Genomic DNA, 12,500 nt, shown 5'->3' with positions numbered 1-12,500 from the left:
GTCCTCCTTTCGGGCTACCAACAAAATTCACCCTTCATCACCTGCCGCCCGATGCGTCCGCCACCACACGGCAATCGCTGCGGCCAGATCATTCCAAAGCTCCGTCGGAAGATCCGGGACGGCCACCCGGACGCTGTACTGATTCGTGGTCGCGTCGTGAAACCACTCGGTCGCTGCGAAATCGAAGCCGAAGCTGCCGGCGTGGCGGATGGGAAAGCCCTCCCGGTGCAATGCGCTGCTCATGTCCTCGGCAGCCTGCCGCGCTGCCGCCTCGTCGAGCACGCGCCTTCCATGGAGGGTCACGTATAGACCGTGGGTGAAGTGAAGCTCGGCCGAGCGCGCCGGAAGCTTCGCAGCAAAATGTCGAGCCGTGCTGCGGCCGTTGCGCAGGATTGCCGCAACGCGCCGCTTCGTGAGCGCCCAATACGCCGCACTGCCGGCGAAGGGTGGGAAGTGGGCCGGCAACGCCGCGCCGCCGAGCAGCCGCACCGCGTTTCGGGTTTCGGACGCGAGACGTTTCCATTCAACGCCCCCTGCCCGCGGCTGATGCGCATTCCAATGCACGAAAACGGCCGAGCCGAGCCGGCCATATTCCGCTCCGAGCGAATCGAGCTTGTTGTGGCTTCTCACCAACACCAGCGGAATTCCGTATCGGCGGGCCCACCTCTGGACACGCCGGATGCGGCCTGACCTGCCGGCGAAGCATGTCGTATCGAAAATCAGGAGATCGAGGCTAGATCCGTCACAGCGCAGCACCGCGTCGAAGGCGCCGGCGAAGGAGCAGGAATCCAACAGAAGTATACGCGGCGAACTTATTGGTGCAAACGCATCGCCGAGCGGCAGCTTCAAAGCCTCGAGCCGCAAATGAGGGACGAAGGCCCGGATCAGCTCCAGCGTCTCGCCGTAGGCGCCCGGAAGCACGAGGATATCGGCCTTCTCCACGAACCGCGCGGAGGCGAGCAGTACGGCGGAGATCGCGGCCATGCCCGAGGCGGTGTAGATCGCCGTGCTCGCGCGGCCGCCCTCGAACTCGTAGAACGAAGGACCGCGTACCGTAAGATCGGCCCTCTGGTAGTCGTAACTGAACTCGAACGGCCCGCTGGCGAGATCGGCCGTATGCGACCACGCTGTCTCCGTCGCCTTCCACTCATGCAATTCGTGCTCCGCCCTCAGCGCCGCAGTGATCTGGAACTTGGATCTGACGACGTCGTCGACGGAACACGGACGCGCTAAATCGAGCCGGCTTCTCAGGCAGTCGTTCAAGAGCCTGAGTTCCTCGTGCTTTCGTTCCAAATAGGCTCGAATGGTCTCCATGCGCTTCTTGACAGATCCGACGAGCGTCAACGTGCGGAAAGCGCGTTGGGTCCAACACGCCCGTTGCAACGAACACGCACCCTCGCTGTTGAATCCATGCAAGGAGGACAGCATGGCCGACATCAGAGAGCACATGAAAATCATCGGCAAGGACGGCGCCCATGTCGGCACCGTCGATCGCGTCGAGGGCAACCGCATCAAGCTGACGCGCAAGGACAGCCCGGAAGGTCACAAGGACCATCATCACTACATCGACACCAAATATGTCGGTGCCGTCGAGGGGGACGTCGTCAAACTGTCGGTGAATGCCGACGCTGTACCGAAGACGGAAGCCGCCTGAAAACACCGACCCCCTTCGGGGGCTGTTGTTTGTTCACGGTCCGACTCCGCTTCGTTCGCAAGGCACGAATCGCGATCGCAAAATCGAGGGCCGAGCATTCGTTAATGACCGGTTCAGCCGGATCGGTCATGCACTCACGAGCACGGGCAAGGGAAGCTCCCGCTAGCCGAGCAGGATTTCAGCGCCGCGGATCGATACGGAACGAACGCGCGATCAGAGCGTTGGATAGCCGACTTGAGTGGTGCCGACTCGCCAGCCCCGGTCGGCTTTGAAGAACCCCGTGCTTGGCCCCCGAGCACGGGGTTTTTCTCGTGGGGAGCGGCCTACCCGCTGGTGCGGGTGCGCCCGGCGGCATCCGGCGGGTCCGCTTGCTCCTCGGGCGGGTCGCGGACGAGTTGATGCCATGCCAGTGCCAGCTGGATCAGTCGTTGCCGATCGGCACCTTCAGACGCCGCAGCCAGCTTCATTGCGGCTTCGGCTTCATGCCGTGGGTCGTAGCTGGTACACATGCGACCGATTTTAGATGGCCGATCTGGACAAGCGCATGGCAATTTCGCCCGTATGATTGCGGGGTGACCTCCGCGTCGCACAGGCATCGTTCGAGGTATCTGTGAACTGCATCACAGCCTGCACAGGACATCTCCGCTAAGCAGAGCTTCAACGCTCCATGGTGGAGTCAGGTCATGACGCGCAAAGCAGCAGCCGAGATCGTCGTCCCGACGCAACGACAGAGGTCCGATCTGCTCGGCATCGCCTATCTCGTGACCATCGCCATCGTGATGCTCGCCTGGATCGGCGGTCTGGTCTGGGCCACGATCGCGTTCTTCAGCTGGCTCGTGTCCTGACGCGCGAGGCGATAAGCGTCTCCGCGAGCGAGCGGCGCAAGGTGGATCCTGCGCTAGAACAGACAAGATAACACCTGCGAGAGTTTGATCCCGCCGCAAACGATCATGGCCCACAACGCCATGCTGATCTGGATCGCATCCAGCATGTCCCACGTCCTCCGCGAATCATCCCGATATTTTTCTTTCAGGCTTGCGTGCGGCGGCAACGAGCGCCAGCGCTAATTTGAAGCAATCGCCGGTGTGCAAAGAAAAGAGGCGGGCCTAGGCCCGCCTCCGTACTCCAATCCCGCCTGGAAAAGTCAGTAACACGCGCGGGGATCGGCCTGCACATATTGGCCGTTCGGATAGCGGTAATAGCAGGTGCCCTGCGCCCAGTAGTAGCCGGGCTGGGATGCAGCGGTGGCACCGGCGATTGCGCCCGTCGCGCCGCCGAGAACCGCGCCTGCGGCAGCCCCTGTTGCATTGCCCGAGATCAGACCGCCCAGCAGGCCGCCGACGATCGCGCCGCCAAGCGCGCTGGCGCCGGGATCAGCTGGTGGCGGGGGCGGAGGTGGCGGCGCATAGGCGACCGGAGGCGGGGCATAGGCCACCGGCACGTCGTCGATATAGTCCTCCGAGATGTAGGCAGGCGGACCAGCCATTCGCTCCGGATAATAATACCAGACGCCGCCAACGTCCCACCACCAGCCGGAGCGGCCGTTGCGGACTTCGTGGCGCCAGCGTCCACCATCCCAGGCGAGATTGCCACGATAGGTGTGTCCACCCCAGTCCCGCACCGGGGCAGGACCGCGCGCCTGACGTCGCGGCGATGGGCCGTCGGCATTGCGCGGGCCAGGACCCGCATGGGGCTGACTACCCGGCTGCACGGGTCGAGTCGCCTGCTGGGGTGGAGGGACCTTGCGCATAGTCTGATTGGTCTGCGGCGGCGCGCCAGCACCCGGTGCAGCCGGCGGTGGGCCCGCCTCTTTCGGCGGTCTCGCCTCTTGCGCCTGCGCCGACAGCGCGAACAACGACATGGCCGAAATCACGGGAATGATGATCTTCATGCGTTTGGACGCACTCATGCGTGCTCGCCCCCTGCTCTCTCGTGGCCGCGGTCCCTGGCGCGATCGACGAATCGCCGCGCGCCGGGCTGATGCCGGCCGAAACAACTGCCCTGCTTGATCGGCTAAGTCCCGTTACAAATGATTAAGATCAGGGCATTTTTTCGGCCCTGCGGGCCACGCTGACGGGCGCCTAGCGAGCCGGCTCGATCACATTGCAGTTGGTTCGCCCGGACATCAGGCAATCCTGCATCTTGCTGGCTGCGGTAAGATTCCGGGCAAGCCACCAGCCAACCCCGAGGATCACGATCGCAATGATCAAGCCGGCGATCGCGCCGCGGCGGTCGCCGCCGGACTGGCGCTCGGGCTGGCGCTTCGATCGAGAATTGGGCTGCTCGCCGGGTTCGGATCTGGACTCTGGCTTCGACATGGCCGTCTGGTCGCGCTGGCGAGCCAGCTTTATCACCGCTGCGGCGTCGCGTCACACCCGATCAGCCGGTCCAATTCAGCCCCGGGTCTGCCGGATCGCATCCTTGCGCGAGGTTTCGACCGCCGGAATTGCCTCCTGAAGCCGCGGTGCGCAGCTCGTGAGCACGAATGCGGTCCGGGTGCATTCCCAATCCGCTCCCAGCACCGCACTCTCGATGGGCTGCGGACGAGCGAGCAGCAGCGCGGCGCCGGCCACGCTCGCCAGGGCGAAGCCAATTGCGAGCGCCTTCAGGCTTGGTCTTGAGATCGTCATGCCCGTGCTCCGTCTCGTATCGGGCGGACGCTAGGCCTCGCCCGTGTGCTCCCTTATGAGGGACATCACAATTCAGCAGTTTTTCCGGGCTACGAGAGATCGTCGGGGGGCGATTTTTCGTTGACCTGATCGGCTGCGATTATGGGTGGCTTCGCGACGCGCGCCGATGTACACGCTTCTGCGTCGCGTGGCGCCTGCTATGCCCAGCCGACGTACCAACAGGCACCGATGTAGGATCGAAAGCGAGGAAGACAAGGCTCGTCGATGAGTGGATTCAGGGAACCCGGCTTCGCAGACCGGCAAAAGGCGGCACAGGAAGCCCGCAAAAATCTTTTGAACAAATTCAAATCGCAACCGGGACCTGACGATCCGGCGGTGGTCGCACGCCGTGCTGAACGCGAGGCCCTCGCGGCCAAACGCGCCGAGGCGAAAGCCGCGCGCGAGGCGGCAAAGGCCGAGCAGAAGCGTCTCGAGGAAGAGACCAAGGCCGCCGAAGCCGCGCGGATCGCGCGCGAGGCCCAGGAAGCCGCCGAGAGACAGGCTGCCCTCGAAGCCGAGCAAAAGGCCAAGCGCGATGCGCGCTACGCCGCCCGCAAGGCCAAGCGCAAGTAAGTTCACTCGTCACGTTCAATTGAACTTGAACTGAAGCGCCGTTCCGGAGGCGGTCTTAAAGACCGCCGCCGGAATTCGCGCGTGCGCGGGCCGCTCAAGGCGGGCGCTGCGCGACGACGCGGCAGGATCAATTCTTCTTCATCATTCCGTCGTCTTTCTTCATGCCGTCCTTCGACATGTGATCCTTCTTCATGCCGTCGTCCTTGGACATGGTGTCCTTCTTCATCATGCCGTCCTTGGACATCGTGTCTTTTTTCATCATGCCGTCATCCTTGCCCATCTTGTCCTGAGCAAAGGCGGCCGGAGCAAACGCGAGGCCAAGCGAAAGAGCGGCAGCCGAGACGCCGAGCACGATGCGGGTGCGAATGGTCATGGTTCATCTTCCCTTCGAGATGGTGTTTGTCAGCGACGGACGCCGCTATTTGATCTCGACGGATCGCCAGTCGGCGTTGTTACGCCGCCGCCGATAAATTTTGGCGAGCCCTCCGCTATCCGTCGTACTTTCGCGCGCGGGACCAGGAAGTGTGCAGCGCAGCACGGCCGGCACTTGCCGGGGCATTCGGTCTCGAACTATCAGATGAGAGAATATCGGCTGAAAGACCGGCTAGGATGAGCCTGAACGCCGGTCTCACAAGACCCGATCCAAATCACACCAACAAGAACAGTCCAAGGGGATCACACCATGATTACGCGCCGCCATCTGATCGCGACCGCCGTCGCCGCACCCGCCATCCTGCGCTTCGGCACCGGAACCGCGCAGGCCGCCACTACGCTGAAGATCTCGCATCAATTCCCGGGCGGCACCATCGACAAAGGCGATTTCCGCGACCGGCTCTGTCGCATGTTCGCTGCTGAAGTTGCCAAGCGCAGCAATGGCGACATCGCCGCGGAAATTTATCCGAACTCCTCGCTGATCAAGACCAACGCGCAGTTCTCCGCGATGCGCAAGGGCGCGCTCGACATCTCGCTCTATCCGATGCCTTATGCCGGCGGCGAGTTGCCGGAAACCAATATCGGCCTGATGCCGGGCCTGGTGACCACCTACGATCAGGGCCTGCGCTGGAAGAAGGAGCCCGTCGGCAAGGCACTGACCGATTTCCTCGCCGACAAAGGCATCATCCTGCTTACCTGGGTCTGGCAGGCCGGCGGCGTTGCCAGCCGCTCCAAGCCGATCGTCGCGCCCGAGGATGCCAAGGGCATGAAAGTGCGCGGCGGCTCGCGCGAGATGGACATGGTGCTGCAGACCGCCGGCGCCTCGGTGCTGTCGGTACCCTCGAACGAAATCTACGCGGCGATGCAGACCGGCGCGTGCGATGCCGGCATCACCTCCTCGACCAGCCTGATCTCGTTCCGCCTCGAAGAGGTCGCGAAGTCGCTGACGTCAGGCGCCGGCACCTCCTACTGGTTCATGCTCGAGCCGCTGATGATGTCGAAGGCGATCTTCGACAAGCTGCCGAAGAACCATCAAGATATCTTGCTCGCGGTCGGCACAGAGCTCGAAGCCTTCGGCCGCAAGGGCGCGCAGGACGACGACGTCGAGGTCGCCAAGGTGTACGAGAAGGCCGGCGCCAAGGTCTCGGCGCTCGATGCCGCGACCGTCGGCAAGTGGCGCGACATCGCCCGCGACACCGCGTGGAAGGACTACAGCGCCAAGACCGCGACCGCCGCAAACCTGCTCAAGCTCGCCGTCGACGTCGCGGCATGAGCCACGGTCCGCTTCCGGATCGTGACGACCGGGCGAGCGTTGCCGCGGGGACCGGCCCTGCGGCGGCGATCGATCGCGGTCTCGCCGTCCTCAACAGCATCATCGTCGTGTTCGCCGCGATTGCGCTGGTCGCCGCCTGCGCCATCCTGAGCTACAGCGTGCTCAGCCGCGCGCTGTTCAAGGCCGCCAATTACTGGCAGGACGAGGCCGCCGTGTTCCTGCTGGTCGGCGCCACCTTCATGACGGCCGCCTATGTGCAGCAGAACCGCGGCCATATCGGCATCGAAGCCTTCGTCGGCCTGCTCTCGCCGCTCGCCAACAAGGTCCGGCTCTGGCTCGTCGACGCCGCGACGTTCCTGTTCTGCGCCTTCTTCGCCTGGAAATCCTGGACACTGGCCCATGAAGCCTATGTCGACGGCCAGGTCTCGAATTCGATGTGGTCGCCGCCGCTCGCGATCCCCTATGCGCTGATGGCGCTCGGCATGAGCCTGCTCTGCATCCAGATCCTCGTGCAGCTTGCGCTGCCCTTCACCGGAGCCAAGCGGCCATGAGCGTTTTCGGTATCGGCCTTGCCTACGGCATCGCGACGCTGCTCGTGATGTTCTCGGGCATGCCGATTGCGTTCGCGCTCGGCGCGGTCGCGGTCGTGTTCATGGGCATCTACATGCCCTCGGCCTCGCTCGATACGGTGACCCAGAACGTGTACGAGGAAATGGCCTCGATCACGCTGCTGTCGATTCCGCTCTTCATCCTGAAGGGCGCCGCGATCGGCAAGTCGCGCGCTGGCCAGGATCTCTATTCGGCGCTGCATGCCTGGCTGCATCGCGTCCCCGGCGGCCTCGGCGTCGCCAACGTCTTCGCCTGCGCGCTGTTCGCGGCGATGGCGGGCTCGAGCCCAGCGACCTGCTCGGCGATCGGTTCGGCCGGTATCCCCGAGATGCGCAAGCGCGGCTATTCCGGCAGCTTTGCCGCAGGCATCATCGCCGCCGGCGGCACGCTCGGCATCCTGCTGCCGCCGTCCATCACCATGATCCTGTTTGCGGTTGCCGCGGAAAAGTCGCTGGGGCGTCTGTTCCTCGCCGGCATCGGTCCCGGCCTCTTGCTGGTCACCCTGTTCGGCGCCTATGCCGTGATCCGATTCCGCCGGGAATACAAGGCGGCTGAAGCGATCTACAAGAACGGCGGGCCCGAAGGTGCGATCCTGACGCGCGACGAGTACACGCTGGCCGAACGCTTCAGCGTGCTGCCGCGCGTGATCCCCTTCGTGCTGCTGCTCACCGGCGTCATGATCGCGCTCTATGGCGGCTACGCCACGCCGTCGGAGACCGCGGGCCTCGGCGGCCTGCTCGCGCTGGCGCTGATTGCGGCGATCTACAGCGTGTGGCGGCCGAGTGATCTCGCTCCGATCATGAAATCGACGATCCGGGAATCGACCATGCTGATGATGATCATCGGCATGTCGCTGCTCTATTCCTACGTGATGAGCTACCTGCACATCTCGCAATCGGTCGCCGAATCCATCGTCGCGATGCATCTGCCGCGATGGGAGCTGCTGTTCGCGATCCTCGTCATGGTCGTCGTGCTCGGCTTCTTCCTGCCGCCGGTGTCGATCATCCTGATGACCGCGCCGATCATCCTGCCGCCGCTCCGCGCCGCCAATTTCGACATCATCTGGTTCGGCGTGGTCATGACCATCGTGATGGAGATGGGCCTGATCCACCCGCCCGTCGGCCTCAACATCTTCGTCATCCGCAACGTCGCACCGGACATTCCCCTGCGCGAGGTGATCTGGGGCACGCTGCCCTTCGTGCTCTTGATGATGCTCGCGGTGCTGCTGCTGTGCTTCGTGCCGGGCATTTCGACCTGGCTGCCGGACCTCGTGATGGGACCGGACGGGAGCAGGTAGCGACGATTACAACTGCGGCAGGGGGGCAAAGCGAAGCGTGCCCACCACCTGTCGGCGATCACGGAGAGATGGTGGGCACGGCACTACGCGCCTTTGCCCACTCTACAAGTTCTGCGCTTCTCGCATCTGCAAGGCTGACCCGCCCTACGAATTCTCCTTCCGCCGCGAGCGCGGTGCGTTCGCCACGACCTGCAACAGATCCTTACGGACGGCTTCGATGTGCCGCTCCAGAAACCGGCACGCCTCCTCGACCTTTTGCGCGCGGCAGAGCGCGATCAGCTGGGCGTGCTCCTTTTCGGCAATGCCCATCGCCTTGGTGTTGGAGAGTTGCAGACGCGTGTAACGGTCGCTGGTCTGGAGCAGCGACAGCACGATTGCGCGCGTGCGCGGCTGCGGTGCGTGCACGTAGAGCGCCATGTGGAAGTCGGCGTTGAGCTGGCCCCACTCGCTGACGTTCCTCGCCTTGATCGCCTTCTCGAACCGCCTATGGATGTCGTCGAGCCCCTCGAAATCCTCCGCGGTGAAACGCGGCGCCGACTGTGCGAGCAATCGCGGCTCCAGGATTCGGCGCAGGTCGAAGACGTCGTTGATCTCGTCCAGCGACAGCTCCGAGACGATGGCGCCCTTCTGCGGAACGATCCGCACCAGGCCTTCCGCCTCGAGCTGGAATAGCGCCTCGCGGACGGGAATGCGGCTGACGCCATAGGCCTCGCCGAGCGCGTCCTGGCGCAGTTGCGATCCGGCCGGATAGGTGCCGTCGAGGATCGCCTGCCGGAGTTGGTCGACGATCGCAGCCGACAAGGTGCGATGCTTCAGAGGCTGTCTCATCTGATCGTCTGTTGTCCTTCTCGACTCGTTCGGTCGACGCGGTCCCTGTCTTGCATGTTGAGACGTCCGGCAAAAGCCAAGCACTCCACAAAAGAGAAGTGCCCAGCATGAGCGCGCCCTGCCGTCAAAATGACCGCAAACTCCGTTTGACTCCCAAAATGTATAAATTATACATTCGGCGATCGCACGACAAATCTTTCGGGGGTTGGGGCCTCTTTCATGATCGAGCAGACCATGCCGGCCACGCGCGCGCTCAGCCTCCGGCGGACGATCGTCCGGATGTCGAGCGCCTTGCTCGCCTTCGAGCGTCTGGCGCTGATGGGCCTGATGTACCTGCTCACCGGATTGATCCTGGTGAACGTCGTCACCCGCTACTCGCACTTTCCCATCTACTGGATTGATGAATCCGCGGTCTATTGCGTGGTCTGGCTGACCTTCATCGGCGCGTCCGCGATGACGCGGCTGCGGCTCGATTTCGCGGTGACGATGCTGACGGAGCGTCTTTCGCCGCAGCACCAGAAGGTCGCCAAGGTGACCTCGACCGGCCTCGTCGTCGTGTTCGGCCTCGCTCTGATCGTGACCTGCGTGCTCTGGATGGATCCGGTCGGGCTTGCCCGCGCCGGCTTCGATGGGCGCAAGCTCGCGGCCGCGACATTCAACTTCCTCTACACCGAGCACACCCAGACGCTGAACTGGCCGACCTGGGTGCTGTATCTGACGCTGCCGATCTTCGCGGTGTCGATGACCATTCACGGCCTCGCCAATCTGCTGGAAGATCTCGAGCTGGTCCCGCGTACGCCCCCAAAGGGCTTCCAGCTCTCCGAGCTGGATGGGGTCAACTGATGATCACGTCAGCAGCCTTCATGGCGTTCATGCTGGTCGGCGTGCCGATCGGGCTCTGCCTGTGCCTCGCCGGCCTGGTCTACATCGCAGCGTCGGGCAACCCGGTGCTGTTCCAGTCCTATCCGCTCCAGCTGTTCGGCGGCGTCGACAGTTATGGCCTGATCGCCATTCCGCTGTTCATCCTGATCGGCGAGATCATGAACGGCGGCGGCATCACGAGGCGCATCGTCGACATGGCGATGGCCTTCGTCGGCTCGCTCAAGGGCGGGCTCGCCTACGTCAACATCCTCGCCAACATGTTCATCTCCTCCATCCTGGGCTCCGCAACCGCGCAGGTCGCGATCATGGCCCAGATCATGGTGCCGGAGATGGAGAAGAAGGGCTACGACAAGACCTTCGCGGCGGGCCTCACCGCCTATGGCGGGATGCTCGGCCCGATCATCCCGCCCTCGGTGATGTTCGTGGTCTACAGCGTGCTGGCGCAAGTCTCGGTCAGCGACATGCTGATCGCCGGCATCGTGCCGGGCGTCATTCTCACGGTGATGTTCTGCCTCGTCATCGCGCTGATGGGGTACATGTACAACTACCCCCGCGCGGACTATCAGACGCCACGCCAGCGCGTCATGACGATCCTGCGGACCTCGCCGACGCTGCTGATCCCGATCGTCATCGTCGGCACCATTCTCGGCGGCCTCGCCAACGCCACGGAGTCTGCAGCCGTCGGCGCGGTCGCCGCAGCGCTCGTTGGAAAATACTGGACCAGGGAGTTCAAGTTCTCCCAGCTGCCGCAGATGATGCTGCGCAGCGCGATCTATTCGGCGATCGTGCTGTTCCTGGTCGCTGCCGCCGCCGTGTTCTCCTGGGTGCTGATCTTCGGCAAGGTGCCGCAGGAGACCGCCGGGTGGATCCAGTCCGCCGCCAAGGGCCCGATCAGCTTCATGCTGATCTGCAACGTCATCCTGCTGATCATCGGCACGGTCATCGACGGCATTCCCGGCCTGATCATGACGGTGCCGATCCTGCTGCCGGTCGCAACCGAGATCTATCACATCGACCCCCGGCAGTTCGGCGTCGTGGTGGTGATCAACCTCGTGCTCGGCCTGCTGTCGCCGCCGGTCGGGCTCTGCTTCTTCGTCGCGGCCGCCGTCACCGGCGCCAAGCCCGGCAAGATGTTCATGGTGACGCTGCCCTTCTTCGTCATCTCCTGCCTCCTGCTGGTGCTGCTCTCGCTCTATCCCTCGCTCTCGCTGATCCTCGTCAAATAGGCCCATCCGAAAGGAGCCCGACCATGCCGCTTTCACGCCGCCGCTTTCTCGCCGCCAGTGCCGCCGCCTCGGTGTTCGCGCCATCGCTGGCGCTCGCCCAGGCCAAGGAATTCCGCCTCGGCCTGATCACGCCGAACGGGCATTCCTGGAACAAGGCCGCGCTCAAATTCGGCGAGGATCTCAAGGCCGCGACCAACGGCCGTCTGACCGTGACCGTGTTCCACTCCGGCCAGCTCGGCAACGAGACCGCGATGATGCAGCAATTGCAGTCCGGCGCGCTCGACATGGGCTTCATCCAGGCCGCCGAGCTCGGCTCGCGCGTGCCGCACATCGCCGCGATCAATGCGCCCTACATCGTCCGCTCGACGCCTTCGGTCGCAAAGTTCGTGCGCCATCCGGCGGCGGTGAAGCTGTTCGACGTGCTGCCGCAGGAGACCGGGACCATCGGGCTCGGCTGGGGCATCACCGGCATGCGCGCCGTGTTCTCCTCCAAGGACCTGAATTCGCTCGCCGACATCAAGGGCATGAAGCTGCGCATCAATCCAACGCCGGTCTATCGCGATTTCTACTCCTCGCTGGGCGCAGCACCGACGCCGATCCCGACGCCGCAAGTGTTCGACGCCATGGCCAACGGCCAGGTCGACGGCCTCGAAGCCGATCTCGAGTTCTCCTGGAATCAGCGTTTCGACAAGGTGTCGAAGGTGATCCTGCAGATGAATGCCGTCTTCATGCCGATGGCCGCCGTCGTCTCCGGCCGCGTCTGGCAATCGCTCCCCGCCGCCGACCGCGAGCTGATCACCAAGACGATCAAGACGACGCTTGATGCGCAGATCGACGAGCTCGCCGGCAACGAGCCGGCGCTGATCGAGAGCTTCAAGAACGCGCCGATCCCGATCCGCCAGGTCGACGCCAAGGACACCGAGGCCGTCATCGCCGAGTTCGACAAGATCTGGCTGCCGAAAGCCCCCGTGCTCGCCGAGCTGCGCAAGGTCGGCGCGACGCTCTGACCTCGTCCACCTCCCTCACGTCAATGCCCGGCGGATCGAATGATCCGCCG

16 protein-coding genes are annotated in these 12,500 nt (G+C 63.9%); 9 read left to right on the top strand and 7 right to left on the bottom strand.

Annotation, left to right across the window (positions count from 1 at the left end):
* Positions 1-27 precede the first annotated feature (27 nt).
* Complete coding sequence (locus tag EAV90_RS23755; RefSeq protein ID WP_129144843.1) at positions 28-1,314, bottom strand: PLP-dependent aminotransferase family protein; 1,287 nt, start codon at positions 1,312-1,314, stop codon at positions 28-30.
* 112 nt (positions 1,315-1,426) lie between these two features.
* On the opposite strand from EAV90_RS23755, the gene EAV90_RS23750 reads away from it, so the two are divergent.
* Positions 1,427-1,654: a DUF2171 domain-containing protein gene (locus tag EAV90_RS23750; protein ID WP_027574503.1), complete on the top strand. Its 228-nt coding sequence runs from the start codon at positions 1,427-1,429 to the stop codon at positions 1,652-1,654.
* Positions 1,655-1,977: 323 nt separating this feature from the next.
* Here EAV90_RS23750 and EAV90_RS23745 read toward each other — a convergent pair whose 3' ends face one another.
* A complete protein-coding gene (locus tag EAV90_RS23745) occupies positions 1,978-2,121 on the bottom strand; it encodes a hypothetical protein (protein WP_244607654.1) in 144 nt (47 codons plus the stop codon).
* A gap of 216 nt (positions 2,122-2,337) precedes the next feature.
* Here EAV90_RS23745 and EAV90_RS39655 point away from each other — a divergent pair, with 216 nt between their 5' ends.
* Positions 2,338-2,499, top strand: a complete 162-nt coding sequence (locus EAV90_RS39655) for a hypothetical protein (protein ID WP_164937081.1) — start codon at positions 2,338-2,340, stop codon at positions 2,497-2,499.
* A gap of 299 nt (positions 2,500-2,798) precedes the next feature.
* Here the strand turns inward: EAV90_RS39655 and EAV90_RS23740 are convergent, their stop codons facing one another.
* The 3 genes from EAV90_RS23740 to EAV90_RS23730 all read right to left on the bottom strand — a co-directional run bounded on the left by EAV90_RS23740 (position 2,799) and on the right by EAV90_RS23730 (position 4,284).
* Positions 2,799-3,563, bottom strand: a complete 765-nt coding sequence (locus EAV90_RS23740) for a hypothetical protein (protein ID WP_129144842.1) — start codon at positions 3,561-3,563, stop codon at positions 2,799-2,801.
* Positions 3,564-3,735: 172 nt separating this feature from the next.
* The gene (locus EAV90_RS23735) at positions 3,736-3,972 is read right to left on the bottom strand and encodes a hypothetical protein (RefSeq protein ID WP_129144841.1); all 237 of its coding nucleotides are present in this window, start codon (positions 3,970-3,972) and stop codon (positions 3,736-3,738) included.
* 75 nt (positions 3,973-4,047) lie between these two features.
* Positions 4,048-4,284: a hypothetical protein gene (locus tag EAV90_RS23730; protein WP_122403314.1), complete on the bottom strand. Its 237-nt coding sequence runs from the start codon at positions 4,282-4,284 to the stop codon at positions 4,048-4,050.
* 264 nt (positions 4,285-4,548) lie between these two features.
* On the opposite strand from EAV90_RS23730, the gene EAV90_RS23725 reads away from it, so the two are divergent.
* The gene (locus EAV90_RS23725) at positions 4,549-4,896 is read left to right on the top strand and encodes a DUF6481 family protein (protein ID WP_122403315.1); all 348 of its coding nucleotides are present in this window, start codon (positions 4,549-4,551) and stop codon (positions 4,894-4,896) included.
* Between the two features lie 127 nt (positions 4,897-5,023).
* Here EAV90_RS23725 and EAV90_RS23720 read toward each other — a convergent pair whose 3' ends face one another.
* Positions 5,024-5,269 carry a pentapeptide MXKDX repeat protein gene (locus EAV90_RS23720; RefSeq protein ID WP_036027965.1) on the bottom strand — a complete coding sequence of 82 codons (246 nt, stop codon included), beginning with the start codon at positions 5,267-5,269 and terminating at the stop codon, positions 5,024-5,026.
* 309 nt (positions 5,270-5,578) lie between these two features.
* Between EAV90_RS23720 and EAV90_RS23715 the strand changes: the two genes are divergently transcribed.
* The 3 genes from EAV90_RS23715 to EAV90_RS23705 are packed head-to-tail and all read left to right on the top strand — an operon-like array spanning position 5,579 to position 8,507.
* Positions 5,579-6,601 (top strand): TRAP transporter substrate-binding protein, encoded by a 1,023-nt coding sequence (locus tag EAV90_RS23715; RefSeq protein ID WP_129144840.1) that lies wholly within the window; start codon positions 5,579-5,581, stop codon positions 6,599-6,601.
* Positions 6,598-7,152, top strand: coding sequence for a TRAP transporter small permease (locus tag EAV90_RS23710; protein ID WP_129144839.1), 555 nt, complete (start codon positions 6,598-6,600; stop codon positions 7,150-7,152). The genes EAV90_RS23715 and EAV90_RS23710 overlap by 4 nt, the downstream gene beginning before the upstream one ends.
* A complete protein-coding gene (locus EAV90_RS23705; protein WP_129144838.1) occupies positions 7,149-8,507 on the top strand; it encodes a TRAP transporter large permease in 1,359 nt (452 codons plus the stop codon). The genes EAV90_RS23710 and EAV90_RS23705 overlap by 4 nt, the downstream gene beginning before the upstream one ends.
* A 144-nt stretch (positions 8,508-8,651) precedes the next feature.
* Here EAV90_RS23705 and EAV90_RS23700 read toward each other — a convergent pair whose 3' ends face one another.
* Positions 8,652-9,335 (bottom strand): GntR family transcriptional regulator, encoded by a 684-nt coding sequence (locus EAV90_RS23700; RefSeq protein ID WP_129144837.1) that lies wholly within the window; start codon positions 9,333-9,335, stop codon positions 8,652-8,654.
* Between the two features lie 234 nt (positions 9,336-9,569).
* On the opposite strand from EAV90_RS23700, the gene EAV90_RS23695 reads away from it, so the two are divergent.
* From EAV90_RS23695 to EAV90_RS23685, 3 genes are read left to right on the top strand one after another with little or no spacing between them, the layout of a single operon-like run.
* The gene (locus tag EAV90_RS23695) at positions 9,570-10,178 is read left to right on the top strand and encodes a TRAP transporter small permease (RefSeq protein WP_122406682.1); all 609 of its coding nucleotides are present in this window, start codon (positions 9,570-9,572) and stop codon (positions 10,176-10,178) included.
* Positions 10,178-11,443, top strand: a complete 1,266-nt coding sequence (locus EAV90_RS23690; RefSeq protein WP_122403320.1) for a TRAP transporter large permease — start codon at positions 10,178-10,180, stop codon at positions 11,441-11,443. The genes EAV90_RS23695 and EAV90_RS23690 overlap by 1 nt, the downstream gene beginning before the upstream one ends.
* A gap of 23 nt (positions 11,444-11,466) precedes the next feature.
* Positions 11,467-12,450, top strand: a complete 984-nt coding sequence (locus tag EAV90_RS23685; RefSeq protein ID WP_122403321.1) for a TRAP transporter substrate-binding protein — start codon at positions 11,467-11,469, stop codon at positions 12,448-12,450.
* The last annotated feature ends 50 nt before the right edge of the window (positions 12,451-12,500 follow it).

This window comes from Bradyrhizobium vignae (genome assembly GCF_004114425.1).
GTDB lineage: Bacteria > Pseudomonadota > Alphaproteobacteria > Rhizobiales > Xanthobacteraceae > Bradyrhizobium > Bradyrhizobium vignae.
The sequence above is the reverse complement of the archived record's forward strand: the minus strand, read 5'-3'. Positions and strand labels throughout refer to the sequence as shown.

What these genes read in the sequence shown, in the direction of transcription:
- EAV90_RS23685 (WP_122403321.1), top strand. Translation starts at nt 11,467, where the DNA reads ATGCCGCTTTCACGCCGCCGCTTTCTCGCCGCCAGTGCCGCCGCCTCG.
- EAV90_RS23735 (WP_129144841.1), bottom strand. Translation starts at nt 3,972, where the DNA reads ATGTCGAAGCCAGAGTCCAGATCCGAACCCGGCGAGCAGCCCAATTCT.
- EAV90_RS23710 (WP_129144839.1), top strand. Translation starts at nt 6,598, where the DNA reads ATGAGCCACGGTCCGCTTCCGGATCGTGACGACCGGGCGAGCGTTGCC.
- EAV90_RS23705 (WP_129144838.1), top strand. Translation starts at nt 7,149, where the DNA reads ATGAGCGTTTTCGGTATCGGCCTTGCCTACGGCATCGCGACGCTGCTC.
- EAV90_RS23740 (WP_129144842.1), bottom strand. Translation starts at nt 3,563, where the DNA reads ATGAGTGCGTCCAAACGCATGAAGATCATCATTCCCGTGATTTCGGCC.
- EAV90_RS23690 (WP_122403320.1), top strand. Translation starts at nt 10,178, where the DNA reads ATGATCACGTCAGCAGCCTTCATGGCGTTCATGCTGGTCGGCGTGCCG.
- EAV90_RS23715 (WP_129144840.1), top strand. Translation starts at nt 5,579, where the DNA reads ATGATTACGCGCCGCCATCTGATCGCGACCGCCGTCGCCGCACCCGCC.
- EAV90_RS23745 (WP_244607654.1), bottom strand. Translation starts at nt 2,121, where the DNA reads ATGAAGCTGGCTGCGGCGTCTGAAGGTGCCGATCGGCAACGACTGATC.
- EAV90_RS23700 (WP_129144837.1), bottom strand. Translation starts at nt 9,335, where the DNA reads ATGAGACAGCCTCTGAAGCATCGCACCTTGTCGGCTGCGATCGTCGAC.
- EAV90_RS23750 (WP_027574503.1), top strand. Translation starts at nt 1,427, where the DNA reads ATGGCCGACATCAGAGAGCACATGAAAATCATCGGCAAGGACGGCGCC.
- EAV90_RS39655 (WP_164937081.1), top strand. Translation starts at nt 2,338, where the DNA reads ATGACGCGCAAAGCAGCAGCCGAGATCGTCGTCCCGACGCAACGACAG.
- EAV90_RS23730 (WP_122403314.1), bottom strand. Translation starts at nt 4,284, where the DNA reads ATGACGATCTCAAGACCAAGCCTGAAGGCGCTCGCAATTGGCTTCGCC.
- EAV90_RS23695 (WP_122406682.1), top strand. Translation starts at nt 9,570, where the DNA reads ATGCCGGCCACGCGCGCGCTCAGCCTCCGGCGGACGATCGTCCGGATG.
- EAV90_RS23725 (WP_122403315.1), top strand. Translation starts at nt 4,549, where the DNA reads ATGAGTGGATTCAGGGAACCCGGCTTCGCAGACCGGCAAAAGGCGGCA.
- EAV90_RS23755 (WP_129144843.1), bottom strand. Translation starts at nt 1,314, where the DNA reads ATGGAGACCATTCGAGCCTATTTGGAACGAAAGCACGAGGAACTCAGG.
- EAV90_RS23720 (WP_036027965.1), bottom strand. Translation starts at nt 5,269, where the DNA reads ATGACCATTCGCACCCGCATCGTGCTCGGCGTCTCGGCTGCCGCTCTT.